The sequence below is a fragment of the Microtetraspora sp. NBRC 13810 genome, from assembly GCF_030268685.1.
In the GTDB taxonomy this organism is placed as follows: Bacteria; Actinomycetota; Actinomycetes; order Streptosporangiales; family Streptosporangiaceae; genus BSRQ01.
Genome location: NZ_BSRQ01000031.1, coordinates 21251 through 44474, shown reverse-complemented (window position 1 = coordinate 44474; position 23224 = coordinate 21251). Strand labels below are relative to the sequence as shown.

General features: G+C 72.3%; 22 protein-coding genes. 14 read left to right on the top strand and 8 right to left on the bottom strand.

The window, feature by feature from the left end; all coding sequences use genetic code 11:
• From QSK26_RS38935 to QSK26_RS38920, 4 genes are all read left to right on the top strand, one after another.
• A complete protein-coding gene (locus QSK26_RS38935) occupies nucleotides 1–2625 on the top strand; it encodes a hypothetical protein (RefSeq protein WP_285780382.1) in 2625 nt (874 codons plus the stop codon).
• Between the two features lie 435 nt (nucleotides 2626–3060).
• A complete protein-coding gene (locus QSK26_RS38930; protein WP_285780381.1) occupies nucleotides 3061–3732 on the top strand; it encodes a formylglycine-generating enzyme family protein in 672 nt (223 codons plus the stop codon).
• 311 nt (nucleotides 3733–4043) lie between these two features.
• Nucleotides 4044–4976, top strand: coding sequence for a succinylglutamate desuccinylase/aspartoacylase family protein (locus QSK26_RS38925; protein ID WP_285780380.1), 933 nt, complete (start codon nucleotides 4044–4046; stop codon nucleotides 4974–4976).
• 155 nt (nucleotides 4977–5131) lie between these two features.
• The gene (locus tag QSK26_RS38920) at nucleotides 5132–5926 is read left to right on the top strand and encodes a maleylpyruvate isomerase family mycothiol-dependent enzyme (protein WP_285780379.1); all 795 of its coding nucleotides are present in this window, start codon (nucleotides 5132–5134) and stop codon (nucleotides 5924–5926) included.
• A 6-nt stretch (nucleotides 5927–5932) separates the two neighbouring features.
• On the opposite strand, the gene QSK26_RS38915 is transcribed toward QSK26_RS38920, so the two are convergent.
• Nucleotides 5933–6892 carry a helix-turn-helix transcriptional regulator gene (locus tag QSK26_RS38915; RefSeq protein ID WP_285780378.1) on the bottom strand — a complete coding sequence of 320 codons (960 nt, stop codon included), beginning with the start codon at nucleotides 6890–6892 and terminating at the stop codon, nucleotides 5933–5935.
• Between the two features lie 63 nt (nucleotides 6893–6955).
• On the opposite strand from QSK26_RS38915, the gene QSK26_RS38910 reads away from it, so the two are divergent.
• Nucleotides 6956–8074 (top strand): epoxide hydrolase family protein, encoded by a 1119-nt coding sequence (locus tag QSK26_RS38910; RefSeq protein WP_285780377.1) that lies wholly within the window; start codon nucleotides 6956–6958, stop codon nucleotides 8072–8074.
• Here the strand turns inward: QSK26_RS38910 and QSK26_RS38905 are convergent.
• A complete protein-coding gene (locus QSK26_RS38905; RefSeq protein WP_285780376.1) occupies nucleotides 8058–8765 on the bottom strand; it encodes a hypothetical protein in 708 nt (235 codons plus the stop codon). The genes QSK26_RS38910 and QSK26_RS38905 overlap by 17 nt on opposite strands.
• 141 nt (nucleotides 8766–8906) lie before the next feature.
• Between QSK26_RS38905 and QSK26_RS38900 the strand changes: the two genes are divergently transcribed.
• From QSK26_RS38900 to QSK26_RS38880, 5 genes are all read left to right on the top strand, one after another.
• Entirely contained in the window at nucleotides 8907–10193 is a 1287-nt protein-coding gene (locus tag QSK26_RS38900) for a threonine/serine exporter family protein (protein ID WP_285780375.1), read from the top strand.
• 88 nt (nucleotides 10194–10281) lie between these two features.
• On the top strand, nucleotides 10282–10641 hold the full coding sequence (locus QSK26_RS38895; protein WP_285780374.1) for a hypothetical protein: 360 nt from the start codon (nucleotides 10282–10284) through the stop codon (nucleotides 10639–10641).
• A gap of 279 nt (nucleotides 10642–10920) precedes the next feature.
• Nucleotides 10921–11592 carry a peptidoglycan recognition protein family protein gene (locus QSK26_RS38890; protein ID WP_285780373.1) on the top strand — a complete coding sequence of 224 codons (672 nt, stop codon included), beginning with the start codon at nucleotides 10921–10923 and terminating at the stop codon, nucleotides 11590–11592.
• A 194-nt stretch (nucleotides 11593–11786) separates the two neighbouring features.
• A complete protein-coding gene (locus tag QSK26_RS38885) occupies nucleotides 11787–12995 on the top strand; it encodes an AI-2E family transporter (protein ID WP_285780372.1) in 1209 nt (402 codons plus the stop codon).
• A gap of 172 nt (nucleotides 12996–13167) precedes the next feature.
• The gene (locus QSK26_RS38880) at nucleotides 13168–13959 is read left to right on the top strand and encodes a SigB/SigF/SigG family RNA polymerase sigma factor (RefSeq protein ID WP_285780371.1); all 792 of its coding nucleotides are present in this window, start codon (nucleotides 13168–13170) and stop codon (nucleotides 13957–13959) included.
• A 102-nt stretch (nucleotides 13960–14061) separates the two neighbouring features.
• Here the strand turns inward: QSK26_RS38880 and QSK26_RS38875 are convergent, their stop codons facing one another.
• Nucleotides 14062–14730 (bottom strand): TetR/AcrR family transcriptional regulator C-terminal domain-containing protein, encoded by a 669-nt coding sequence (locus QSK26_RS38875; protein WP_285780370.1) that lies wholly within the window; start codon nucleotides 14728–14730, stop codon nucleotides 14062–14064.
• 70 nt (nucleotides 14731–14800) lie between these two features.
• Here QSK26_RS38875 and QSK26_RS38870 point away from each other — a divergent pair, with 70 nt between their 5' ends.
• Nucleotides 14801–15619, top strand: a complete 819-nt coding sequence (locus tag QSK26_RS38870) for a class I SAM-dependent methyltransferase (RefSeq protein ID WP_285780369.1) — start codon at nucleotides 14801–14803, stop codon at nucleotides 15617–15619.
• Here QSK26_RS38870 and QSK26_RS38865 read toward each other — a convergent pair.
• Together QSK26_RS38865 and QSK26_RS38860 are read right to left on the bottom strand one after the other, a co-directional pair.
• Nucleotides 15616–16239 (bottom strand): DedA family protein, encoded by a 624-nt coding sequence (locus tag QSK26_RS38865; RefSeq protein WP_285780368.1) that lies wholly within the window; start codon nucleotides 16237–16239, stop codon nucleotides 15616–15618. The genes QSK26_RS38870 and QSK26_RS38865 overlap by 4 nt on opposite strands.
• Nucleotides 16232–16903 carry a class I SAM-dependent methyltransferase gene (locus QSK26_RS38860; RefSeq protein ID WP_285780367.1) on the bottom strand — a complete coding sequence of 224 codons (672 nt, stop codon included), beginning with the start codon at nucleotides 16901–16903 and terminating at the stop codon, nucleotides 16232–16234. The genes QSK26_RS38865 and QSK26_RS38860 overlap by 8 nt, the downstream gene beginning before the upstream one ends.
• A 111-nt stretch (nucleotides 16904–17014) precedes the next feature.
• Between QSK26_RS38860 and QSK26_RS38855 the strand changes: the two genes are divergently transcribed.
• Together QSK26_RS38855 and QSK26_RS38850 are read left to right on the top strand one after the other, a co-directional pair.
• Nucleotides 17015–18142 (top strand): sensor histidine kinase, encoded by a 1128-nt coding sequence (locus QSK26_RS38855; RefSeq protein ID WP_285780413.1) that lies wholly within the window; start codon nucleotides 17015–17017, stop codon nucleotides 18140–18142.
• On the top strand, nucleotides 18139–18801 hold the full coding sequence (locus QSK26_RS38850; protein WP_285780366.1) for a response regulator: 663 nt from the start codon (nucleotides 18139–18141) through the stop codon (nucleotides 18799–18801). Before QSK26_RS38855 ends, QSK26_RS38850 begins: the two co-directional genes overlap by 4 nt.
• Here the strand turns inward: QSK26_RS38850 and QSK26_RS38845 are convergent.
• Together QSK26_RS38845 and QSK26_RS38840 are read right to left on the bottom strand one after the other, a co-directional pair.
• Entirely contained in the window at nucleotides 18747–19256 is a 510-nt protein-coding gene (locus tag QSK26_RS38845) for a Rossmann-fold NAD(P)-binding domain-containing protein (protein ID WP_285780365.1), read from the bottom strand. The two genes, QSK26_RS38850 and QSK26_RS38845, sit on opposite strands and share 55 nt — an antisense overlap.
• Nucleotides 19257–19291: 35 nt before the next feature.
• A complete protein-coding gene (locus QSK26_RS38840) occupies nucleotides 19292–19918 on the bottom strand; it encodes a hypothetical protein (RefSeq protein ID WP_285780364.1) in 627 nt (208 codons plus the stop codon).
• Nucleotides 19919–20240: 322 nt separating this feature from the next.
• On the opposite strand from QSK26_RS38840, the gene QSK26_RS38835 reads away from it, so the two are divergent.
• Nucleotides 20241–20945, top strand: coding sequence for a GntR family transcriptional regulator (locus QSK26_RS38835; RefSeq protein WP_285780363.1), 705 nt, complete (start codon nucleotides 20241–20243; stop codon nucleotides 20943–20945).
• Nucleotides 20946–20959: 14 nt separating this feature from the next.
• Here the strand turns inward: QSK26_RS38835 and QSK26_RS38830 are convergent, their stop codons facing one another.
• Nucleotides 20960–23092, bottom strand: coding sequence for an amidase family protein (locus QSK26_RS38830; RefSeq protein WP_285780362.1), 2133 nt, complete (start codon nucleotides 23090–23092; stop codon nucleotides 20960–20962).
• Nucleotides 23093–23224: the final 132 nt, after the last annotated feature.

The following is a 23224-nucleotide window of genomic DNA, read 5'->3' as shown; positions in this document are numbered from 1 at the left end:
ATGCCGTACACGCTCGCCGGAAAGCTCGTCACGGCGGTGGTCATGACACTGATCGTGACTCTGACCGCAGCGATGGACTACCCCGATCCGCTGCCGGACTTCGCCCATCCGAACGCGCCGCACTATTCGGGGTACCAGCCGGTCAACGCGGCCACCAGCCGGCCCATCCTGATCATCCGCGGCGGGTTCACCGACCTGCCCTGGCCCGCGGCCAAGGACGACGCCTGGCTCGGGCGGCGGTTCTTCGGGGGCTACCCGAGCGTGCGCGACTACTTCGTGCAGAGCTCCGACGGCCGGGTGGATTTCAGCCGCGCCCGCGAGCGCTCCGGTGTCCACGACGACGGCGTCGTCACCGTCGACTACGGGATCACGAACGCGCAGTGGGACGCGCTCACCGACGAGCAGAAGATGCGGCACGGCGTGAACGTGGCCGACCCCCTGGTGGACTACTCCGTCTTCGACCGCAACGGCGATCACAGGCTCGGCCAGGACGAGGTGGTGATCGCCGTCCTGCAGCCGGTGCCGTTCGACACCGGCGACAGCATCGGAGGAAACGGCGCGACCCGCGGTGTCTTCCCCGGGCCCGCGCTCGACGGGATCGACCTGGACTGGCGGCCCAACATCTGGGCGCAGAGCGCGCTCAACCAGATCACCCTCGCCCACGAGGTCATGCACGCCGCCTTCGGCGTGGGCCGCGACTTCCACGGATACCCCATCACCGGCTTCGACCTCATGGGAGGGACCGCCTCCGGCGCGGAGTGGTACGTGGAGCTCAACTCCTGGCACAAGATGCACCTGGGCTGGGCGAAACCGACGGTCGTGACGCGGGACGGCTACTACAGCGTCCCCGCCTGGGACACCAGCGACACCGCGTTCCTGCTCTACGACCCGGACCGCGGCACCGACGACTATCTTCTGGTCGAGAACCGGTGGGGCCGCCCCGGCACCTACGACGTGGACGTGCGGGACAACGGCCTGGCCGTGTGGCGCATCGACGAGAGCCAGTACTACAACGACGCCCCAGACGCCTACCCGATCAGGCTCCAGGGGCCCTGCCCGGACTACGCGTGCACCGACCACGCCTGGGACGCGAGCGACCCGCAGACGCCGCAGCGGGAGATGACCGGCCCGTGGCGCGACGGCACGCCCGGCGGCGTCGCGGTGCGCATGGTCTACGAGGCCGGGCCGACGACGACGGCCTACTTCGACGTGCCCGGTCCGGGCGCCGCCGTGGACTGCTTCGACCGCTACACCGAGAGCCGGCGGCGCGAGGTGCAGGTCATCGCCGGGCAGACCGTCGCCCTCAGGCTCCCCGTGCAGAACACCGCCGAGGAGGCGGGCGCGATCGGCCTGGGCCTGGCGGAAGAGCCGGGCCCCGGCTGGTCGTGGAGCGGGACGACGGCCGACCTCGGCGCCAAGGAGACCACGTCGGGCCGGCTGCTCGTCACCACCCCGGCGGACGCCGCATCCGGCTCCTACCGCCTGTGGCCGGAGGCCACCTGGCTCGCCGACCCGCGGCACACCTCCCGTTGCGACGTCGTCGTCCGGGTCGTCGCGCCGCCGGCGACGAGCTGGGGGTACGCCTCCACGCGCGCCCTGCAGTACGACGCGCCGGTCGGCGAGGAGGTGACCCTGGAGCCGAACTGGCAGTGGGGCACCTGGCGGCGCGATCCGCAGCAGGCGGCCAGGCACGCCACCATGGTCCGCACGGCGACCGGCCGGTACACCGTGACGATGCCCGGCCTGGGGTCCGTCCCCGGTGTCGCGCACGCGGGCGCGGGCGTGTCGTGGGGCTACACCGACGCGGCCTGGTGCCAGCTCAGAGCCGTGACCGGGAGCGGCGCCGACAGGCGACTCGACGTGGCCTGTTTCGACGGCGCGGGAACGCCGAAGAACCTGCCGTTCGCCGTCTGGACCAGCGGGCCGAGCGCCGGCCCGCGTCCGCAGCTCCAGATCCGCTACGAGACCGTCGGCGGGTTCGGCAACGCGGTGCCGCTGGTGAACGAGGACACCTACAACTCCACCACCGGGCCGGTGTCGGTGCGCCGGACCGGTGAGGGCCGTTACGAGGTGACCGCCGTGGGCGCGGTCTTCGACGCCACCGGATACCCACGGGTCACCGCGCTCAACGACGTGCGCGCGCGGTGCCGTGCGGCGAGCGTCGAGGACGCCGGCGCGGAGCTGCGCATCGGCGTGGAGTGCGTCGACGCCGCCTTCCAGCCGCGGAGCACGCCGTGGCTGCTGACCTACACCGAAGGCGTCGGCGCGCACCACGACCCCTCCGTGCCCGCGGCGTACGCGAGTACGGAGGGCGAGCCGTCGGCGCCGGCGATCGACTCGCTCCGCTCGTGGAGCAGCACCGGCGAGGTGCCGACCATCGCACGCACCGCGCCCGGCGTGTACGACATCAACTACCAGGCCATCGGCAACCCGTACACCTACCCCGCCGACCTGGTCGACGTCACCGCCGTGGGCCCGCAGGTACGTTCGTGCCGGGCGCTGTCGTGGAACTCCTACGGCGCTCCGGGGAAACTGCGCATCATCGTGCACTGCTACGACGCCGCACGACGGCTCGCCGACGCCCACTTCGCCTTCGCCTACCTGCGCGCCCCCGATCGGACCTGACGGCTCCGGTACTCGGAACGGCACTAACGGCGACAGCCCTCGCGAAAGCGGGGGCTGTCGTGTTTCCGAGGGCCCGGCTTGTGGTTGTCACGCTCGATTGACGAGGCGGATATCCGCTGCTACCGTCATCCGGAAAATGACGACCGGGTGTGAATATTCCGCCGCCCGACGACGAAGCAGGCTGGAGCCGGATGATGAACAGGCAGGTGGCGACCGTGATGGGCCGCTTCGCCTGTGACCCGGCGGCCTTCTTCTGTTGTCGCGTCTGACGCATCGTCACGCCGCTTCACCGGCGGTTTCTCCTCGACGTACCTGAGTGACGTCGGCTGTTTTCTTTCTTTTTCATAAAAGGGCGGACGACTATGTCTGAAACGCTTTCTAGAAATAGCTGCTGGTCGTCATGGGGACGTTTCCCGGCACGGGGAAGACGCCGCGATGAGTCGTGAGCCGGCGCCGGAACGCGTGATCGAGGCCGGGGAGATCGTCCTGCGGGACGAGGGCACCAGGACGGAGTGGCGAATCGAGGTCGGGGCCTTCCGGCTGGCGCGGTACCCGGTGACCCGCGAGCTGTACCGCGACGTCCTGGGCGAGGCGCCCGCGAGCCCGGCGGGGCCGCGGACGCCGGTGACCGAGGTCTCCTGGCTGGACGCCGTCCGGTTCTGCAACCTGCTCTCGCGGGCGACGGGGCTCGAACCGTGCTACACGATCGGCGACGATCCCGACGGTCAGGACGTGGTCTGCGACTGGGCGGCCGGTGGTCATCGGCTGCCCTCCGAGGCCGAGTGGGAGTACGCCTGCCGGGCCGGGACGCCGGGCGTCCGTTACGGGGAGCTGGACGAGATCGCCTGGTACCGGGGCAACTCCGGCGGCCGGCTGCACGACGTCGGGACCAGGGCGCCGAACGCGTGGGGCCTCCACGACATGATCGGCAACGTGTGGGAGTGGTGCTGGGACGTCTACGATCCCGGCGTCTACGGCCCCTACCGGGTGTTCCGCGGCGGGGGCGCGCACGATCTGCCCCGGGGGTGCCGGGCGTCGTGCCGCCGGAAGAGTCACCCGACCCTCCGGATCGACGACCTGGGCTTCCGGCTCGCCCGATCGCTCTAGGGACGCGGGGCCGGGGTGTCTCGCACTCCGGCCGCGACCCCGTCCGAGGCCGAGCGCCGTCCTCCTCGCCTACGGCGCCGCCGGGGTCGCCGGCAACTTCCTGACCGGCAGGGCCGTCGCCGTGAACCTGCGCCGGACGTTCGTCGCCATCGGCGGCCTGATCGCGGCGGTGACGCTCCTGCTCCCACCAGGCCGGATGCCGTGCCGGCCCGGTGAAAGGGCGCCGGGTGGGCCGGGCGGACGGCGGACTATCCTCGGCCGGGTGGCCGGGGTCCGGCCCTGCTGCACGCAACCCGGGAAGGGGCCATGACATGGACAGGAAGACCCTTATCCTCGACGAACTGCCCGGCGACCCGGTCGAGATCCCGTACGCCAGGATCGAGGGGCGCGGCGACGGTCCTCATCTCACGGTCGTCGCCGGGGTGCACGGCGCCGAGTACACCGGGATGGCGGCGATCATGCGGTGGATCGGCCTGCTGGATCCCGAGCGGCTCAACGGCACCGTCACCGCGGTCCCCATCCTCAACCAGCCCGCGTTCTGGAGCCGCACCGCCTTCGTGGTCCCCGCGGACGGCAGGAACCTCAACCGGTGCTTCCCCGGCGACCCGGAAGGCTCCTACACCGAGGCGCTCGCCCACGGGATCTTCGCGAACCTCATCGCGCCGAGCGACTACCTGCTCGACCTGCACGCCGGCGACATCCCCGAGTCGCTGGCCCCGTTCAGCCTGTACGAGGAGTCCCCGGTCGAGGAACGGGCGCGGGCCCTCGCGCACTGCTACGGGAACCCGCACGTGGTACGGCAGAGCCGCGCGTCGCGCACGGTGGGCGGCAGCACCAGCACGGCCGCCGCGGACGCCGGGATTCCGGCGATCATCGCGGAGATCGGCGCCAACGGCCTGTGTGACGAGGAGTCGGTCGCCGGTCATCTGCGCGGCCTCGGCAACGTGTGCGCCCACCTGGGCATGCTGCCGGCGCGGGACGCCGGACCCGTCCCGCCGGTGACCGAGTACAGCGGGTGGGTGTGGCTACGCACCCCGGTCCGGGGCTGGTGGCAGCCCGCCGTGTCCCCCGGCGACCGGGTGCGGGCCGGTGACGTGCTCGGCGCGGTGCTCGACCCCTTCGGCGGCGAACTGCACCGGGTCGTCGCGCCGGACGACGGCTGCCCGCTGTTCCTGACCTCCAGCCCCGCGGTCCTCGCCGACGGCCTCCTGCTCGGCCTCGCCACCGGAGCGCGCCGGTCGTAGGCCCGGCCGGTTGTGACGCGGTACGACCCGATGTGACCCACATCACCTTCGCTGGTATGGCCTGTCCGGTGATATCCATCGACATGGCAGACATCACCCATGAGTTACAGGGCGCGACGGCCGGCAACCGGGCCGTCGGGTGGACAGGAGATACGATGACCGACCGAGCGGACCAGACCATCAAGGTGCTGCGCTCAGGGTTCGACGAGCTGGCCGAGCTGGTGGGCGGCTTCACCACCGGCGACCTCGCCCGCAGGTCAGGGGCCTCGGAGTGGGACGTGTCCCAGGTGCTGAGCCACCTGGGCAGCGGCGCCGAAATCGCCTCGGCCGCGCTCGACGGGGCGGTCAACGGCACCGGCGCCCCCGCCGGGGAGTACATCCGGGAGGTGTGGGCGCGCTGGGACGGGATGTCCCGCACCCAGCGGGCCGACGACTTCGTCACCGTCAACGACGCCCTGTTGCGCCGTTTCGAGGAGCTGGACCGGGGGGCGAGGGAGGACCTCCGGATCGAGCTGTGGTTCCCGTCCGCGCCGGTGGACGTGGCCACCCTGGGCGGTATGCGGCTCAGCGAGTTCGCCCAGCACACCTGGGACGTCAAGATCGCTTTCGACCCGGCGGCGCGACTGGACCCGGAGGCCGTCAGGCTGCTGCTCACCCAGGGCGACGCCTTCGTCGGCTTCCTCGGCAAACCGGAGGGGCTCGGCGGGCGGCAGGCGGCCGTCGCCGTGCACGTCACGTCCCCCGAGCGGTCCTTCGGGCTGGATATCCGCGACAAGGTGGCCATAACAGCGGTGCCGGCCGAGCCGGACGCCGTGCTCACCGCTCCGGCCGAGTGGTGGCTGCGTCTGGTCTCCGGCCGGCACGCCGCCGAGCACACCCCGGCCGAGGTGGAGCTCACCGGGGACGGCCTCACCCTGGACGACCTGCGCCGGGTCTTCCCCGGGTTCTGACCGCCGCTAGGAGCCGGCGTCCGCCGCGGCCGTGAGGCGCCCGGCGAGCGCACGCAGGTGGGCGACGAGTTCGGGCGGTTCGTGCGCCTCGAAGCGGACGCCGAGCAGGGCCACCCACAGGGCCAGTTCGTCGAGTGAGTCGGAGCCGGCGGTCAGCGCGCACGTCCCCGCGCCGAGGGGTTCGACCACGGCCACCGTCGCGGGCATGCGCTCGGCGACCTCGGCGGCGGGCGCGTGCACGGTGAACCGGCCCCGGTAGCGGTAGGGGGCGCCGGACAGGCCGCGTGAGACGTAGGCGGCGAGGTCCGGGCCGGGCGGCTCGCGCGGGGTGAAGCGCGGGCCGTTCGGCGTCCGCAGGCTCAGCCGGTCGAGACGGAAGGTGCGCCAGCCGGGCTTCGCGGGGTCGTAGGCGACGAGGTACCAGCGCCGCCCGGTGGCCACCAGGCGGTACGGCTCGACCAGGCGGGTGCTCCGGCCGCCGTCGTGCGCGCGGTAGTCGAAGCGCAGGCTCTCGTGGTCGCGGCACGCGCCGGCGATCGCGGTGAGCGTCTCCGGCGGTACGGCGGGCCCGGCGGCGGGCAGCGGGACGGTCATCGAGCCCAGCGCGCGGACCCGGTGCCGCAGCCGGGCCGGCAGCACCCGCTCCAGCTTGGCCAGCGCCCGCACCGAACTCTCCGCGATGCCGGTCACGGTGCCGCCGGCGGCGGTGCGCAGCCCCACGGCGACCGCCACCGCCTCCTCGTCGTCGAGCAGCAGCGGCGGCAGCTCCGACCCGGCGCCGAGCCGGTAGCCGGTCACCCCCGCGCTGGCGTGCACCGGATAGCCCAGCCCGCGCAGCCGTTCCACGTCGCGGCGGATGGTGCGCGGGGTCACGCCCAGCCGCGCGGCCAGTTCCGCCCCCGGCCAGTCCCGGCGGACCTGAAGCAACGAGAGCAGTCTGAGCAGCCGGGCCGAAGTCTCCACCACGGCTCCCATCCTGCCGCGCACCTAGGACCGGATCCGTCCTCACCCGCTCCTAGCGTCGAGCCCGTGACGAACGACATCGAGATCCGTCCCTTCCACATAGACATCCCGCAGGCCGACCTGGACGACCTCCGCGACCGGCTCGGCCGTACCCGCTGGCCCGCCGAGGTGGCCGGGCAGGGCTGGCGGCGGGGCGTCCCGGTCTCCTACCTGCGGGAACTGGCGGCCTACTGGGCCGACCACTACGACTGGCGGGCCTGGGAGGCCAGGCTGAACGCCCACCCGCAGTTCACCACCGAGATCGACGGGCAGGACATCCACTTCCTGCACGTACGCTCCGCCGACCCCGGCGCCCTGCCGCTGATCCTCACGCACGGCTGGCCGGGCTCGTTCGTGGAGTTCGCCGACCTGATCGAGCCGCTCTCCCGGGACTTCCACCTGGTCATCCCGTCGCTCCCCGGCTTCGGCTTCTCCGGCCCGGTCACCGAGCCCGGCTGGACGTCGGCCCGCGTCGCCGCCGCGTGGGCGGAGCTGATGCGCCGGCTGGGCTACGACAGGTACGGCGCGCAGGGCGGCGACTTCGGCGGCGGCGTCTCCCGCGAGCTGGGAGTCATCGCTCCGGACAACGTCGTCGCCGTGCACGTCAACGGCGGCACCACCTATCCGAGCGCCCAGGAGGACGACCCCACGCTGACCGAGCGGGAACGCGCCAGGGTGCGCCGGATGGCGGAGTTCATGGGCGAGGCCGGCGGGTACATCGCCATCCAGTCGACCAGGCCGCAGACCCTCGCCTACGGCCTGACCGATTCGCCGGTCGGCCAGCTCGCCTGGATCCTCGACAAGATCAGGGACATGACCGACCTGGCGAAGGAACTCCCCGACGAGGCCGTCGACCGGGATCTGCTGCTCACCGACGTCTCGATCTACTGGCTGACCCGCACGGCGGGCTCCTCGGCCGGGCTCTACTACGAGGACGCCCAGGCGTGGGGCGAGCAGCGGTACTCGCCGGTGCCGCTGGCCGTGGCGCAGTTCACCGTCCAGGACATCGCGCTCCGCCGGGACGAGGAGAAGATCAACAACGTTGTGCGCTGGTCCGACTTCGACCGTGGCGGCCACTTCGCCGCGATGGAGGCCCCCGACCTGCTGATCGCCGACATCCGGGAGTTCTTCACTTCTTACCGCTGACGCCCGGCGGCAGGTCAGGTGCGGCGTCGGTCCAGCCGGACTCCAGGACGGCGGCCCGGCCCAGCGGGTCTCGTACGTCGCCGAGGGAGCGGACCTCGGGCAGGTCGGCCATCAGGCGGAACAGCGAGGCCCTGACCCCGGCCGGGGTGGGCAGTTCGAGCAGCAGCTCGGCCGCCTGGTCGAAGACGATCTGGTCCCGCAGCCGGTCGTCGGTCTCACCGGGCCCCTGCCACCTGACCAGGACCTCCCGCAACGCCCCGGGATCGGTGGGCAGGCGTTCGATCTCGGCGACGGAGACCGCCCTGCCGTTGACGTCGGGCCAGCTCGACCCGGGCTCGGCGAAGCTGTTCAGCCGTTGCGCGTAGGGGGTCTCGCCCTCCGGGGAGGTGATCGCCCGGTTGCCGCGGGCGCAGGCGTAGTGCGCCTGGTCCGTGCTGGACGCGCCCGGCCCGGGTGGTTCCCCGCCCTCGGCGGCGTCCAGGCGGGTCCAGGAGTGCACGATCCACCAGCTCGGGTCCGCCGGGGATCTCGCCACCCAGGTCTCGTCCCGGCAGGCGCCGCGGGTCGGCCGGTCGCCGCGCAGCAGGGCGCCCGAGTTGACGCCTCGGGTGTGCCAGTACCGGCCGGCCGTGTCGGGGGTTTGTACGGCCGCCTTCTCCGTCACCGACTCGGCGATTTCGAGGGGTGTCATCACCAGGGAAGTGAGCATTTCGCGGCTTTTCTTACAGGTGGTGCGCGACGGGTTGTCTCGACACGTGGAGTCCTATGTACCTTTAGTGCGGGTTTGGGGTGGAGCGAGCAGGGTGATGATGAGCTATCCGGGGACGGGGCGATGACCGTCGGCGAGTCCCGTGACACGGCGGCGCCGACGGACGAGGACGCCTGCGAGATCATGCTGCTCGCGTCGCGGATGGGCGAGCTGCTGCTGCGCAGCGGGGCGCCCGCGGCCGACGTGGTGACGACGGTCACCGGCGTGGCGGCGGCCTTCGGGCTGCGGGACTGCGCGGTGGACGTCACGTCGGGCTCCCTCACCCTGTCCTACCGGAGCGGGCCCCGGGCGGCGCCGCTGACCGAGGTCCGCATCGTGCGGTCGGCCGCCCCCGGCTACGGGCGGATCGAGGCCGTGCACCGCCTCGCCGACCGGATCGGGGAGAACCGGCTCGACCTCGCCGCGGCGGCGTCCCGGCTGACCGAGATCGAGACCGCCCGGCCGGCCCACCCCGCCTGGCAGGTCACCCTGTCCTGGGCGTTCCTGGGCGGCTTCTTCACCGTGATGCTGGGCGGCGGGCTCGTCGTCTTCGCCGCCGCCGCGGCCGTGACCGCCTTCATCGACCTGGCCGGCCGCCGGCTGGCACGCCGCGGCGTACCGGCGTTCCACCAGGCGGTACTGGGCGGAGCGGTGGCCACCGCCGTCGCCACCGGGCTCTTCCTGACCGGCGCGACGAACCAGGCCCCGCTCATCGTCGCGGGCGGGATCGCGGTGCTGCTGCCGGGGCTGGCGTTCGTCGGCGCCGTGCAGGACGCCATCGCCGGCTACCTGGTCACCGCCGCCGCACGGGCCATGGAGGTCGCGGTGGTCGTCGCCGCGATCGTGGCCGGAGTGGGCGCGGTCCTCTACGCCGCCGCGCGCGCCGACCTGCGGGTCCCGCCGGTCCAGCCGGGCGCGTTCACCCCGGACGGCTGGGCCGGGCTCCCCGTGCAGGTCCCCGCCGCGATGATGGTCTGCGTCTGCTTCGCCTTCAGCGTCCAGGCGGCCAGGTGGACCATGCTCACCGCCGGCCTCGCGGGCGGCGGCGGCTGGACGGTCTACCTGGTCCTCTGGCAGGAGTACGACCTGCCGCCCGCGCTGGCCGCCGCGGTCGCCGCGATCCTCATCGGGCTCGGCGGCCACGCCTACGCCCGGCGCACCGACGGCCCCGCGCTCCCGCACACGGTCGCCGGCATCGCCCCGCTCGCCCCCGGCTACACCATCTACCAGGGCCTGCTCGACCTCAGCCACGGCCAGGCCGGCGCCGGATTCCTCGCCATCGGCCAGGCGGCCACCATCGGCCTGGCGATCGCCGGCGGCCTCAGCCTCGGCCGGGTCGTCGTCGACCGTCCCGCCTCCCGGAACCGCTGATCATCACGAACCGTGCCGGCAAGCTCACCGCAAGGAGTGGGCGGCAGGCTGTGGGCGACGAAGGACGTAGACGCGGATCGGAGAACCGATGGAACCGATCACTCTTTCCCTGCTCGCACTGTTCAAGCTGGTCCTGGGCAAGGCCGCGCTGGCCAAGCTCGCGCTCATAGTCAAGGGCCTGGCGGTCACCTCCCACGGGCACGGCCTGCTGGTCCTGGCCAAGAGCGCCGCGATGACCGCCCAGTCCTACGGTGTGACGACGGCGATAGCCGCGACGGCGCAAATGCTGATCATCATCGGCTCGGCCTCCGCGGGGGCGGCCGCGGTCCTCTCCGCGAAGGAGGCCCTCCAGCTGATGGCCGAAGGGGACATCGACAAAGGTCTGAAGAAGGCGAAGAAGGCCTATCGGCTGGCGGGTCCCGTGTTCAAGGTGTGGAGTCCGGTCTGACCTCCGGAACTCCCCGATGGAAGGCCGCTTCCCTCCGGTCGGGAGCGGCCTTCGCGGTGCCGCGCGGCGGGGCCGGCCGGTGCGGTCCGCGGTGGATTGGGTAGCGGTGGCTTCGCGTGTAGCGGTAATCCGCGCCGGGAGGTTGGTCGTCATCATTCGGGACCGTCCGGGCGAGGAGAAGGGACTGCTGATGGAGGAGCAGACGTGAAGCTGGTCGAACGCTCCGAGTGGAAGGCTCGCGGGCCCCGTGGTGTGACACGCCTCAGCAGTACGAAAGGCGTGAAGGTGCATTACACCGGCGGCCGGGTCGATCCCGCGCTCGCCACCGACCACGGTCGCTGCGACGACGCCGTGCGCGGCGTGCAGAACGGCCACATGGACGGCAACGGCTGGGCGGACATCGGCTACTCGATGGTCGTCTGCCCGCACGGCTACGTGTTCATGGGACGCGGCCCGCTGGTGCTGCCCTCGGCGAACGGCGCGGGGCTCAACTCCGGGCACTACGCCGTGCTCGGGCTGGTCGGCGCGTCCGGGCTGACCCGGCCGTCCGACGCCATGCTGAACGGCATCGTCGACGCCGTCGAGTACCTGCGGGACAAGGGCAACGCGGGCCGCGAGATCAAGGGACACCGGGACGGCTACGCCACCGCGTGCCCCGGGGACGCGTTGTACGCGTGGGTGCGCAGGGGCGCGCCCCGACCGGTGACGAACTGGACGGAGAGGCTCGTGAACGAACTGCCGGAGATCCGGGCGGGCATGACGCACACCCATGTGAAGACGGTACGGGCCCTCCTGCACGCCCGGGGCTTCCCGCCGGCCGACCTGTTCTCCCACACGTACGCCCAGAACGACGAGGACCTGCGCGGCCGGATCAACGCCTTCAAGAAGGCGAACGGCCTCGCCCAGGACGGCATCTTCGGGCAGAAGTGCTGGGAGACCGCGCTCGCCTGACCCCGACCCCGGGCGGGGCCGCATCCGCGCCCGGCCCCACCCGGCTCCCGGGTGCCCTCCCATCCATGCGGCCCTCACGCGGCCCCTCATGCGGCCCCCGCCCGGCTCCTCGGGTGGCTCCACGGCCGGTTGGTTGCCGGGAATGAAGGGCGGGTGGCAGGGCAGGAGCGAGTTCTCGTGCCTGAGGAGCCCCCATGACCGGACGTGACGCGACCGCCCAGGATGCCGACCTTCCCGGCACCCACACCAGCCCCGACCGTGGCCGCGACCGTGGCCCCGACCGTGGCCCCGACCGGGACGCGGACCAGGAGGTCGGCCGGGACGCGGACGGGGATGGCGGGCAGGGGGCGCGGTCGCCGTTCGGGCGGCCCGGGAACCCGTTCGGCGGCAACCCGTTCGTGTTCGGGTTCACCGCGGCGCTCGGGGTGCTCACGGCGTGGCTGCTGGCGCAGGCGCTGGCCGGCACGGCGTCCGCGCTGATCCTGATCGTGGTGTCGCTGTTCCTCGCGGTGGGGCTGAATCCCGCGGTGGAGTGGCTGGAGCGGCGGAACCTGTCCCGCGGGGCGGCGATCGCGGTGGTGTTCGCCGCGATGATCGTCTTCTTCGTCGTCTTCGGCGTGTCGATCGCGCCCGCGCTGACCGACCAGACCAGCGAGTTCTTCAGCCGCCTGCCGGCCTACCTCACCGAACTGCAGAACCATCCGCAGATCCGCGAGCTGGACCGGCAGTACCAGTTGCTCGACCGCGCCCAGCAGTACCTGACCAGCGGGGATCTCGGCCGGCAGGCGTTCGGCGGGCTGCTGGGGGTGGCCGGCGTGGTGATCAGCGCGGTGTTCTCCGCGCTGACGGTGCTCATCCTCACGCTGTACTTCCTGGCGTCGCTGCGCTCGCTCACCCGGCTGGGCTACCGGCTGCTGCCGAGGAGCCGGCGGCGGCGCGTCCAGCTCCTCGGCGACGAGATCCTGCGGCGGGTCGGCGGGTACGTGGCGGGCAACCTGCTGATCTCGCTGATCGCCGGTGTGACGACGTTCCTGTTCCTGTCCATCGCGGGCGTGCCGTACGCGCTGGCGCTGTCCATCATCGTGGCCATCACGGACCTGATCCCGCTGGTCGGCGCGGTGATCGGCGCGGCCGTCGCCACCATGGTCGGGTTCTTCGTCTCGCTGCCGGTGGGGATCGCCTGCCTGGTGTTCTTCGTCGTCTACCAGCAGATCGAGAACTACCTGATCGCGCCCCGGGTGATGAAGACCTCCATCGACGTGCCGGCGGCGGCCACCATCGTCGCCGCCCTGATCGGCGGGGCGCTCCTGGGCATCGTGGGCGCGCTGCTGGCGATCCCGGTCGCGGCGGCGCTGCAACTGATCCTCGTCGAAGTGGTGCTGCCCCGGCAGGAGCGCCACTGATCAGATCGCAACCGTTCTGTTATCAAAGGAGGGTGGATCTTCCGTAGTATGGGGAAACATTGTCACCGAGGTCCAGCAGCGGCCTCTGTCTCGAACGTACGAGGCGGGCTGTCTGCGTGGGCCTTTTTTCATGTGGACGGCGCGCCAGCTGCCTCTTAGAGGAGTCCAAGCGATGACCGTCCAGGCGCCCGACCGCACTGACATCACCGGCACCGAACCGACCGTCGAGGAAATGCTCGCCGAGTCCATGAGGCCCGGTGCCGACCCGGCCGCCACCGCACGGATCCGTGAGCGCGTCGTCGAACTGCACGCGTCGCTGGCCATGGAGATCGCCCGCCGCTACCGCTACCGCGGCGAACCGCTGGAGGAGCTGCTCCAGGTGGCCTACGTCGGCCTGATGAAGGCGATCAACGGCTTCGACCCGACCCTGGGTCACGCCTTCCGCGGCTACGCCATGATCACCATGACCGGCGAGATCAAGCGCCACTTCCGCGACCGCACCTGGGCGATCCGGGTGCCGCGCGTCTACCAGGAGCGCCGCTCCGAGCTGAACCGCCTCGTGGCCGAGCTGAACCAGGAGCTGGGCCGTTCCCCCTCGGTCGCCGAGCTGGCCGCCAGGATGAAGATCTCCGAGGAGGACGTGCTGCTCACCCTGGACGCCTCCGCCGCCTACAGCGCCCTGTCGCTGGACGCTCCGATGGGCGCCGACGACGACACCTTCTCGCTGGGCGAGGTGATCCCGGACGCGGATGACGAGATCGCCGGCCTCATCGACCGTGAGGCGATCAAGCCGCTGATCGACGAGCTGCCCGTCCGTGAGCGGGACATCCTGCTCATGCGTTTCTACGGCAACAAGACGCAGGCGGAGATCGCCGCGGAGTTCGGCATCTCCCAGATGCACGTCTCCCGCATCCTCCGCCGCGTCCTCGACCGCCTCAAGTCGCAGCTCCTCGCCTCCGTCTGAGCCCCGCCCCGCGGCGCCCGGCGAACCACCGGGCGCCGCGCGCGGCGGCCTGCACGCCCACCCCCCAGGTGACGGCGCGGGAGACCGCCGGCGGCGTGGTCGTCATGGGGTGTCCCCCTTCACGGACCGGGCCAGTTCGGCGGCGGTGCCCTCGATGAGTGAGCGGAGGCCGTGTTCGAAGACCTGGTCGCCGATGGGGGCGCCGAGGTCGCGGACGGCCTGGAAGAACGGGGACGACGCGCCGCCTTCGAGCGCGCCGGCGAGCGCGGCGAGCTGCTCGGCGGAGAGCTCCGTCTCCCCGGCGGCGGTCTGCTCCTGCAGCACCGAGCCGTTGATGTAGTAGGTGAAGGCGGTGATCGTGCGCAGCGCCAGCGAAGGGGTGAACCCGAGGGCGACCATCGCGGCCAGCTCCTCCTCGAACCGGCGCACCGTCGCCGGGCTCAGCCGCCGGGCGGCGGCCACGAGCTGGGCTCCGTCGCGGTGGGCGAGCACCGCCCCGCGGTAGGCGCGGGCCCGCCGGGCGAGCCACTCCTGCCAGGACTCGCCGTCGTGCGGGGGCCCCATCCCGGCTTCCAGGACGATCGCCTCGGCCATCCCGTCGAGCAGCTCCTGCTTGGTCCGGATGTGCCAGTACAGCGCGGGGGACCGGACGCCCAGCTCGGCGGCGAGCCGGCGCACGGTCAGCCCGGCCAGCCCCACCTCGTCCAGCAGCCGCAACGCCGTGCCGATCAGCATCTCCCGGGTGAGCCCGGCTCCTCTGTTCCCGCCCATCGTTGACGACCTTAGCAGCGCTAAGTTAGCTTAGCGCTGCTAAGGAAAGCGGGTCTCGAATCGAGGAACCATGCACCAGGAGAAGATCACCCTGAGCGGCGCCCAGGAGACCCTGCTCGCCACGCTGTACGGCAGGGCGCTGGACAACCGCGAGGCCAGCCCCATCCTGGGCGACCGGGAGGCCGGGCGCGCGGTCGAGCGCATCGCCTACGACTTCGCCGGGACCGGGATGCGGCGGGTGACCGCGGCGGGCGTCGCGCTCCGGGCCAGGCAGCTCGACGAGTGGACCGCCGAGTTCCTGGCCGCCCACCCGGAGGCCACCGTCCTGCACCTCGCCTGCGGCCTGGACACCCGTCCGCACCGGCTGGCCCCGCCGCCGTCGGTCCGCTGGTTCGACGTCGACTATCCCGAGGTCCTCGACCTGCGCGAGCGGCTGCTCCCGCGGCCCGGGGGCGACTACCGGACGATCGCCTCCTCGGTGACCGACGACGGGTGGCTGGCGGAGGTGCCCGCGGACCGGCCGACCGTGGCGGTCTTCGAGGGCCTGACGATGTACCTGCGCGAGGAAGAAGGCAGACGGCTCATCCAGCGGATCACCGGACGGTTCGGCACCGGCCAGCTCCTCTTCGACTGCTACGGCACCTTCGGCATCCGGATCCAGAAGCTGAACCGCCCGGTCCGCAACGCCGGCGCGACGCTGTACTGGGGCATCGACGACCCGCGCGAGCTCGAAGGCTGGCACGACGGCCTGCGCTGCTTGGACGACCTGCGCGCCGTCGACATGCCCGGCATCGAGAGGTTCCCCGCCGGGGGCAGGATCGCCATGCGGGTGATGGCCGCGCTGCCCGGCTTCCGCGACGCGGGCCGGATCCTGCGCTACGCGTTCTAACCGACGAGCTCGTCCCGGCGCAGGTGGCCGTCCTGGCGCAGCCAGCGGCGCCGGAGCCAGAAGCCCAGCAGCAGCACACCGATCACGATCGGCCCGGCGAGGGTGAGCCCCCCGCTGATCAGGTTCTGGATCTGCTCCCCGGCGAACCGCCCGATCTGCACCAGGGTCGTCGCCCACAGTGCGGCCGACGGCAGGTGCGCGGTGACGAAGGTGCGGTACGGCATCCCGGACCAGCCGGCGACGCGGGCGGCGAGAGGCCGGGTGCCGCCGAGCCACTGGCACACGGCCACGGCCCAGCCGCCGTGCCGCGCGGTGAGCGCGCGCAGCCGGTGCCACGCCGGCTCGGGGACCATGGCGGCCAGCGGCGAGATGGACGGCAGGCTCCGCCGCCGGCGGCCGAAGTAGTAGGCCAGGTTGCCGCCGCACAGCGCCGCGCCGATGGCGGTGGTCAGGGCGGTCGCCGGGGTCAGCACGCCGAGGTGGGTGAACAGGCCGAGCGCGAAGAGCAGCCCGGTGCCCGGCAGCAGCAGTCCGAGGACGAGGGCGGACTCGGCGGTGAGGAGCAGTCCGGCGACGATCACCAGCAGCGGCCCCGGGAGATGGCCGAGGAGGTCAGACACGGGGGCGGCGGCAGACGTAGCTGCGGGATGGGGGGATGTTGCGCCAGATGGTGCTGGTGGTGAGGACTTCGTCGAAGGTGGTGGTGAGGTGGTGGCGGAAGCGGCGGGCGTTGGTGGTGAGGGGTCGGGCGTGGAGTCCGACGACGGTGCTGAAGGCGGCGCCGGGGGCGAGGGTTTGTGCGATTTGTTGGAGGATTGTGGTTTGTTGTGGGGTGGGGATCATGGACCAGGGGAGGGTGCTGACGATGGCGTCGGCTTGGTGGGTGCCGGTGGTGGTGAGGAGTTGGGTGAGGTGGGTGGCGTTGCCGTGGATGACTTCGAGCCAGGGGTGGGTGTGGTGGAGGTGGTTGATCATGTGGGGGTCGATTTCGATGGCGATGTGGCGGGAGCCGGGGGTGAGGCGGGTGTGGATGGCGGTGCTGACGGCTCCGGTGCCGGGTCCGAGTTCGATGACGGTGACGGGGTGTGTGCTGGGGACGATGGCGGCCAGTGTGCGGGCCATGGTGGGGAGGGTGGGGGCGATGGCTCCGGTGATGGACAGGTGTCGCGCGGCGCCGGACAGGAACATCCGGTACTCCTCGCCCGACATCCGCCCGGACTCGGTGCGGCCGTCCACGGTGACGACGCTCCCACGGTGGCCGGTCGGCTCTTTCGCTTCGATCACCCGTACAACGGTGGCCCACGGCGGCCCCCGAGCACATCAGCCCAGGGTCGGACCTGCCACGGGCTGAGGCGGGCACCGGGGCACGGCCGATAACGTCAGGCTGTGGACAAGATGCGCCTTCTCTTCACCCGGCGGCTGAGCCGTGGCCAGTTGGTCGCGTTCGACTGCCTGGCGGGGGCGGGCGTCGTCATCGGCTTCGCCCCCGCCGCGGCCGACTCCGCCGTGCCCGGATGGGCGAAGGTCGCCGTGCCGCTGGGCCTCGGCCTGCCGCTCGCGGTCCGGCGGCTCTGGCCCAGGAGCGTGTTCTGCGTCGTCCTCGGAATCGCCCTGGTCGCGGTGGTCCTCCAGATGATGCGCGCGCCGTACCTCGCGCCCGCCTACGCGCTCTACGCGGTGGCGATCAGCGAGCACGGCCGCAGGGCGCCGCTGCCGCCGCTGCCGGTCGCCGTCCCCCTGGTGGCCGTGATGGCGGCGCTGGCGCTGACGTCCCCGTGGTGGGGCACGGCCTTCGACGACGCGCTGTTCGGGCTGGTGGTGCTGGGCGTGGCCTGGACGGCCGGACTCGTCGTCGGCGAACGCAGGGCCCACACCGCCGAGACCGCCGAACGGCTGGCCCGCGAGTCGGTGATCGAGGAACGGCTGCGGATCGCCCGCGAACTGCACGACGTGGTCGCGCACAGCATGGGACTGATCGCCGTCAAGGCGGGCGTGGCCAACCACGTGATGCGGACCCGGCCGCAGGAGGCGCACGACGCCCTGCGGGTGATCGAGACCGCGAGCAGGGAAGCACTGGTCGAGATGCGGCACCTGCTCGGCGTGCTGCGCACCGACCCGGCCGAGCTCGGCCCCGCGCCCGGCGTCGAAGGACTGCCCCAGCTCGCCGACCGGGCCACCCAGGCGGGCGTGGCCGTCGAACTCGACGTACGCGGCGCGACCGGCCTGCCGCAGGGCGTCGAGCTGTCGGTCTACCGCATCGTGCAGGAGGCGCTCACCAACGTGGTCAAGCACGCCGCCCCCGCCCGGTGCCGGGTGGAGGTGGAGGCCGACGGGAGGCAGGTGCGGATCGAGGTCACCGACGACGGTCCGGGCCGCAGGACGTCCCCGGCGCAGACCGCGGGACACGGACTGATCGGCATGCGGGAGCGGGTCATGATGTACGGCGGAGCGTTCGAGGCGGGCCCCGCGCCGGGCACGGGATTCCGCGTCCTGGCCCGCCTGCCGTACGAGGCGGCGTCGTGATCCGGGTCGTCGTCGCGGACGACCAGGCCCTGCTCCGGGGCAGTTTCCGGCTGCTGCTGGACTCCGAGCCCGACCTGACCGTGGTCGGCGAGGCGGGCACCGGCGGCGAGGCCGTCGAGCTCACCGCGCGGGAGAACCCCGACGTGGTGCTGATGGACGTGCGGATGCCCGTGATGGACGGCATCGAGGCGACCCGGCGGATCGGCGGGCGGGCCAAGGTGCTGATCGTCACGATGTTCGACCTCGACGCCTACGTCTACGCCGCCCTGCGCGCCGGGGCCAGCGGGTTCCTGCTGAAGGACACCCCGCCGGCCGACCTGCTCGCCGCGATCCGGGTGGTGGCCGCGGGAGAGGCGCTGCTCGCGCCGACCGTGACCCGCAGGCTCATCGAGGAGTTCGCGCGCATCCCCGCCCAGCCGGTCGCCCGCGGCCTGGCGGGCGTGACCGAGCGGGAGCGGGAGGTGCTCACCCTGATCGCCCGCGGCCTGTCCAACACCGAGCTGGCCACCCACCTGCACCTGAGCCTCGCCACGGTCAAGACTCACATCGGCCGTCTGCTCACCAAGCTCGACGCCCGCGACCGCGCGCAGCTCGTCATCGCCGCCTACGAGAGCGGCCTGGTCACCGTGGCCGGACGGGAGGGCGGCCCGCCCCGCTGACGCACCAGCGCCGGATAGTCCTTGAGAGCCAGCACGTAGGCGCCGACGACCGCCAGCCCGGTGCCGAAACCGCCCAGGGTGTTGCCGTAGGCGGCGTCGCCGAGCAGCACCACCCTGCCCCTGGCGTACTCGTCGATCTCGACCCTGCTGATCGAGTCGAGGTAGAGGTCACGCGCCCGCGGCAACCTGGCGATGATCTCCGGCAGCCGCCAGCCCGCGCCCCGGTAGGCGTCGGCGAGGACGCGCCGGTGCTGCTCGGGGTCGTCGCGGTCGTAGTCGAGCTGCTCGGAGGCGAAGACGAAGAAGGTGGGCGCCTTCGGGCCGCCGACGGCCACCATCCGGCCCGCGTCGAGCAGCAGCATCACCAGCAGCGCGCGCGGCCTGGCCCCGCCCACCGGGATCACCTCACCGGCGGGCGAACGCACCTCCAGCGGCCCGAGGATGCCGAACTGCATGGCGTCGATTGTCCACCCTGCCGGCGGCCTGACGGTCAGGTGCCGGCCGCCTGCCTCATCATGTCCAGCAGGAAACGCGTGTTCGACCCGACCGCATCGTCAGCTTCCACGCGCACAAGGTGTTCCACACTGGGGCGGAACTCCTGCCACTTGAGGTACCGGACGACCGTCATCGCCTCCGAACGCACCGCAGGTCGCGCGTCGTGGACCGCGGCCTCGACCGCCCGGACCACTCGTGGATCCGGATCCGCCGGCCCGGTGGCGGCCAGCGACCGGAGCTCCCGCCTGGCCTGCGCGGTCCCGAGCGTGCTTACCAGGGCGAGCATGGACAGCGCTTCGGCACAGGTCCGGCACTCCCAGACTGACCGGATCATCGCCTCCGTCGCCGTGGTCGAGTCACCCTGCAGCTCGACAAGAGTCACCGCGATGACCGTGTCCAGCGTCAGCCGTACGAGTGTGCCGTCCGCGGTGCGCCAGGCGCACACGGCGCGGTCGCCGTCCTCGTACGACTCGGGCAAGGGCATCGACTCCCATCCCTGCTCTGCGGCGAACGCAACGAACGGATGGCCGGCCACGACGTGACACCACCCGCCGTCCGCGTCCCATTCGACGTCGTCGTCCTCGTCGAGAGGAGCCACGAACGCGAGGCGTTGAATCGGCACGGCACGACGCTACAGGCACGCCGGCGACGCCTGGCGTTCGCGTGACATCCGCGAGGCGTCGCAGGCGGCGAAGGTCACCTCACTTCGGCTTGCCTCGGATGACGAGTGGCCGGCACAGCGCTTATCGCGGCGGATTCCCGGCTTCGAAGTGAATTACGGCACTGATATGTCCGGGCAGAATATTGCTCTTTAGTTCGAGGTCCTTTCCGTGTCGTTCTGACCGGCCTCCGTCAGGTATCCTCGCCCTGTAATATCAAAGGGATTCCATCTGATATTTCTGGATGCCCCCGGCGCCCCGAGAGCTTGGACGAGGTTGATCATCATGTCCGGACAGACGCGGTCCCAGCCCGTGCCCAGCACGCCGGCAGAGCTGGGAGCCGTGCCGTCGCCGGAGCCGCCGGCGCGGGTGAGCCAGACCGCCTACCAGGAGCTGAGGGCGCGCATCGTCGACCTCACCTATCCTCCCGGCGAGATGGTCAACGAGTTGCAGCTCTCCAAGGCGCTCGGCATCGGCCGGATGCCGATCAGGGAGGCGGTCGCCCGGCTCGCCCAGGAGCGCTTCATCTGGGTGATCCCGCGCCGCGGCATGGTGATCGCCAACCTCAGTCTCACCGAGGTGCTCAACCTGATGGAGGCCCGGCTGATCGTGGAGACGGGCCTCGTCCGCGAGCTGTGCGGCAAGGTCTCCGACGCCGAGCTGGAAGAGCTGACCATGCTGTTCAAGGCGGTCGACGAGGCCGGGGCGACCGGTGACTACCTGCACTTCCTGGCGCGTGACCACGAGGCGCACGTGCGTCTCGCCGAGATGGTCCGCAACGACTTCCTCGGCCCGCTGGCCGAGTCGCTGCACCTGCACAACCTGCGCTTCTGGCGTTACTGCCACCGCAACCGCATGGTGACCGACGGGCACATCCAGCCACACGAGACGCTGCTCCAGGCGCTGCGGCGGCGCGATCCCGACGCCGCCGAGCGGGAGATCCGCCACCTGGTCGGCACGTCACGCGCCAGCCTGCAGAATCTCTTCTGACCCGCGGCCCGCCCTCACCGCACGGCGAGGGCGGCGGCGACCTTCTCGGCGACCGCGAGCAGCGCGGCGTCCGCGCCGGCCGCCCCGGCGAGCTGGAGCCCGACCGGCGCCCCGGCATCCGTACGGCCGGCCGGCAGCGAGATCGCCGGTTGCCCGGTGACGTTGTAGGGCCCGGTGAAGAGCCCTTCCAGCTCGCCCTCCGCGGTGTCGATGGGCGGGGTCAGCTCCGGGGCCGGGTAGGCCACGGCCGGGCCGATCAGCGCGTCCACCCCGTCGAGCAGGGCGGCGGCGGCCGGGAGCAGCTCGTCGCGGCGGCGCAGCGCCGCCAGGTAGGCCGCCTCGTCCACGGTCGCCGCCTCACGGAGCAGGCGCAGGGTCGTCGCGCCGTAGTGGCCGGGATCGGCGAGGCACCGCGCGCCGTGCACCTGCCACGCCTCGTGCAGCACGATCGGGCCGAACACGTCGTTGAGCGCGGCGAGCGGCGCGCCGTCCAGCTCCACCACCTGGTGACCGGCCCGGCGCAGCGCCTCGACCGCCTCCTGGAGCACGGCGCGGACCGCGGGCTCGACGCCGGGGTGGCCGAGCTGGTCGGCGAGCAGTCCCAGGCGCAGCGGACCGGCCGGAGGACCGGCGGGCGGCGGGGCGTCCAGCGGGCGGCCGGCGATCACCGCCAGCACCCGGCGGGCGGTCGGCACGTCGGCGGCGAGCACGCCGAGTGTGTCCAGGCTGGGCGCGAGCGCTTCGACGCCGTCCAGCGGGACCAGGCCGGCGCTCGGCTTGACGCCGACGACGTCGCAGTAGTGCGCCGGCACCCGGATGGAGCCGCCGGTGTCGGTGCCGAGCGCCGCGACGCAGACCCCCGCCCCGACCAGCGCGGCGGAACCGCCGCTGGAGCCGCCCGCGGTGAACGCCGGATCGACCGGGTTGCGCGCCTCCGGCAGGTCAGGGTGCGGCGCGCCGGCCGCGTACTCCAGCAGGCTCGCCGTCGCGAAGACGTCGGCGGCGGCGGCCCGCAGCCGGGCGACGACCGGGGCGTCGGCGGCGGCCGGCGGGCCCGCCATCGCGGCCGGGTTGCCGTTGCCGCGCGGCAGACCGGCGATGTCGATCATGTCCTTGACCGCCACCGGGGTGCCCAGCAGCGGGCCGTCCGCCGCGCGCGCCGGGGCGGGCGGCAGCGCGACGACGGCGTTGAGCGGCCGGCCCAGCCGTTCGGCCCGCTCGTAGGCGGCCAGGAGGTCGAGGTTGGCCCGCTCGCAGCGCCGTTCGCCGCGCTCGATCGCGCGGATCACCGCCGCGACGTGCTTGGTCAGCGGCCCGGCCAGCTCGTCCAGGTCGCCGACCTCGGTGGGCCTTCTGCGCACGGCCAGGTCGCGGTAGACGCCGCTGTGACTCTTCGCGCTCGCCCGGTTGAACGTCACCAGCCGGTCGATCGACCCTTCCAGGTCGTCCGGGTCGAACCCGTCGAACGGCTCGGGCGTCACCGGCGACTGCGCCAGCACCTCCCGGGCCAGCCCGAGCATCAGCGGCCGGTACGCCGGGTCGTCCAGCGCGTCGGCGATGGACAGATCGGAGACGGCGGTGGCGAAGAGCATCGCCCCGTACGCCTCCTTCGCCCACCGGTATCCGTTGATGTTGCCGGTGGCCTCCGCCCACGGCAGTGCCCTGACGAGCTCCTCGACCCTGGGCGTGACCTCGCCCGACTGCTCGCCGATCCGGAACGTCGCCACGTTGCCGTGCAGGATCCGGCCGGGGGCGAGGTAGTCGGCGCCGAAGTTGACGAAGCCCACGACGAGGCGGTCCGCGCCCACGACCTCCTCCAGGACGTCCATGGTGAGGCCGTTCTGCAGCGAGAGCACGTAGCCGCCAGGGGCGAGGCGGCCGGCGACGAGCGCGGCGGCGGCCTCGGTGTGGTGTGACTTGACGGCGATGACGACCCGGTCCAGCCGGTCGGGCAGGTCGCCGGGGAGCACCGCGCGGGCGGGCACGGTGAAGGCGTCCACCGGTCCCTCGATGTGCAGGCCGCCCTCGTTCATCGCGGCGACGTGGGCGGCGTCCGCGTCGCAGAAGAGCACGTCGTGGCCGTCGCGGGCCAGGTGGGCGCCGACCGTGCCGCCGATGGCCCCGCTGCCGATGATGGTGAAGCGCATGCCGTCCACCATCGCATGGCATACCTGTCATCAACAACTTGTCGACAACTGATATGTCAGATGTCTAGGCTGCGTTCCACGAGGTTGCGACGGTTCCAGGGCGACCCGGACGGAGGAACATGCCTGAATCCA

Coding starts and splice junctions, on each gene's coding strand:
- QSK26_RS38830 (WP_285780362.1), bottom strand. CDS start 23,092: ATGCGCTTCACCATCATCGGCAGCGGGGCCATCGGCGGCACGGTCGGC.
- QSK26_RS38855 (WP_285780413.1), top strand. CDS start 17,015: ATGCGCCTTCTCTTCACCCGGCGGCTGAGCCGTGGCCAGTTGGTCGCG.
- QSK26_RS38845 (WP_285780365.1), bottom strand. CDS start 19,256: ATGCAGTTCGGCATCCTCGGGCCGCTGGAGGTGCGTTCGCCCGCCGGT.
- QSK26_RS38920 (WP_285780379.1), top strand. CDS start 5,132: ATGACCGACCGAGCGGACCAGACCATCAAGGTGCTGCGCTCAGGGTTC.
- QSK26_RS38895 (WP_285780374.1), top strand. CDS start 10,282: ATGGAACCGATCACTCTTTCCCTGCTCGCACTGTTCAAGCTGGTCCTG.
- QSK26_RS38870 (WP_285780369.1), top strand. CDS start 14,801: ATGCACCAGGAGAAGATCACCCTGAGCGGCGCCCAGGAGACCCTGCTC.
- QSK26_RS38885 (WP_285780372.1), top strand. CDS start 11,787: ATGACCGGACGTGACGCGACCGCCCAGGATGCCGACCTTCCCGGCACC.
- QSK26_RS38875 (WP_285780370.1), bottom strand. CDS start 14,730: ATGGGCGGGAACAGAGGAGCCGGGCTCACCCGGGAGATGCTGATCGGC.
- QSK26_RS38900 (WP_285780375.1), top strand. CDS start 8,907: ATGACCGTCGGCGAGTCCCGTGACACGGCGGCGCCGACGGACGAGGAC.
- QSK26_RS38835 (WP_285780363.1), top strand. CDS start 20,241: ATGTCCGGACAGACGCGGTCCCAGCCCGTGCCCAGCACGCCGGCAGAG.
- QSK26_RS38925 (WP_285780380.1), top strand. CDS start 4,044: ATGGACAGGAAGACCCTTATCCTCGACGAACTGCCCGGCGACCCGGTC.
- QSK26_RS38935 (WP_285780382.1), top strand. CDS start 1: ATGCCGTACACGCTCGCCGGAAAGCTCGTCACGGCGGTGGTCATGACA.
- QSK26_RS38930 (WP_285780381.1), top strand. CDS start 3,061: ATGAGTCGTGAGCCGGCGCCGGAACGCGTGATCGAGGCCGGGGAGATC.
- QSK26_RS38880 (WP_285780371.1), top strand. CDS start 13,168: ATGACCGTCCAGGCGCCCGACCGCACTGACATCACCGGCACCGAACCG.
- QSK26_RS38905 (WP_285780376.1), bottom strand. CDS start 8,765: ATGACACCCCTCGAAATCGCCGAGTCGGTGACGGAGAAGGCGGCCGTA.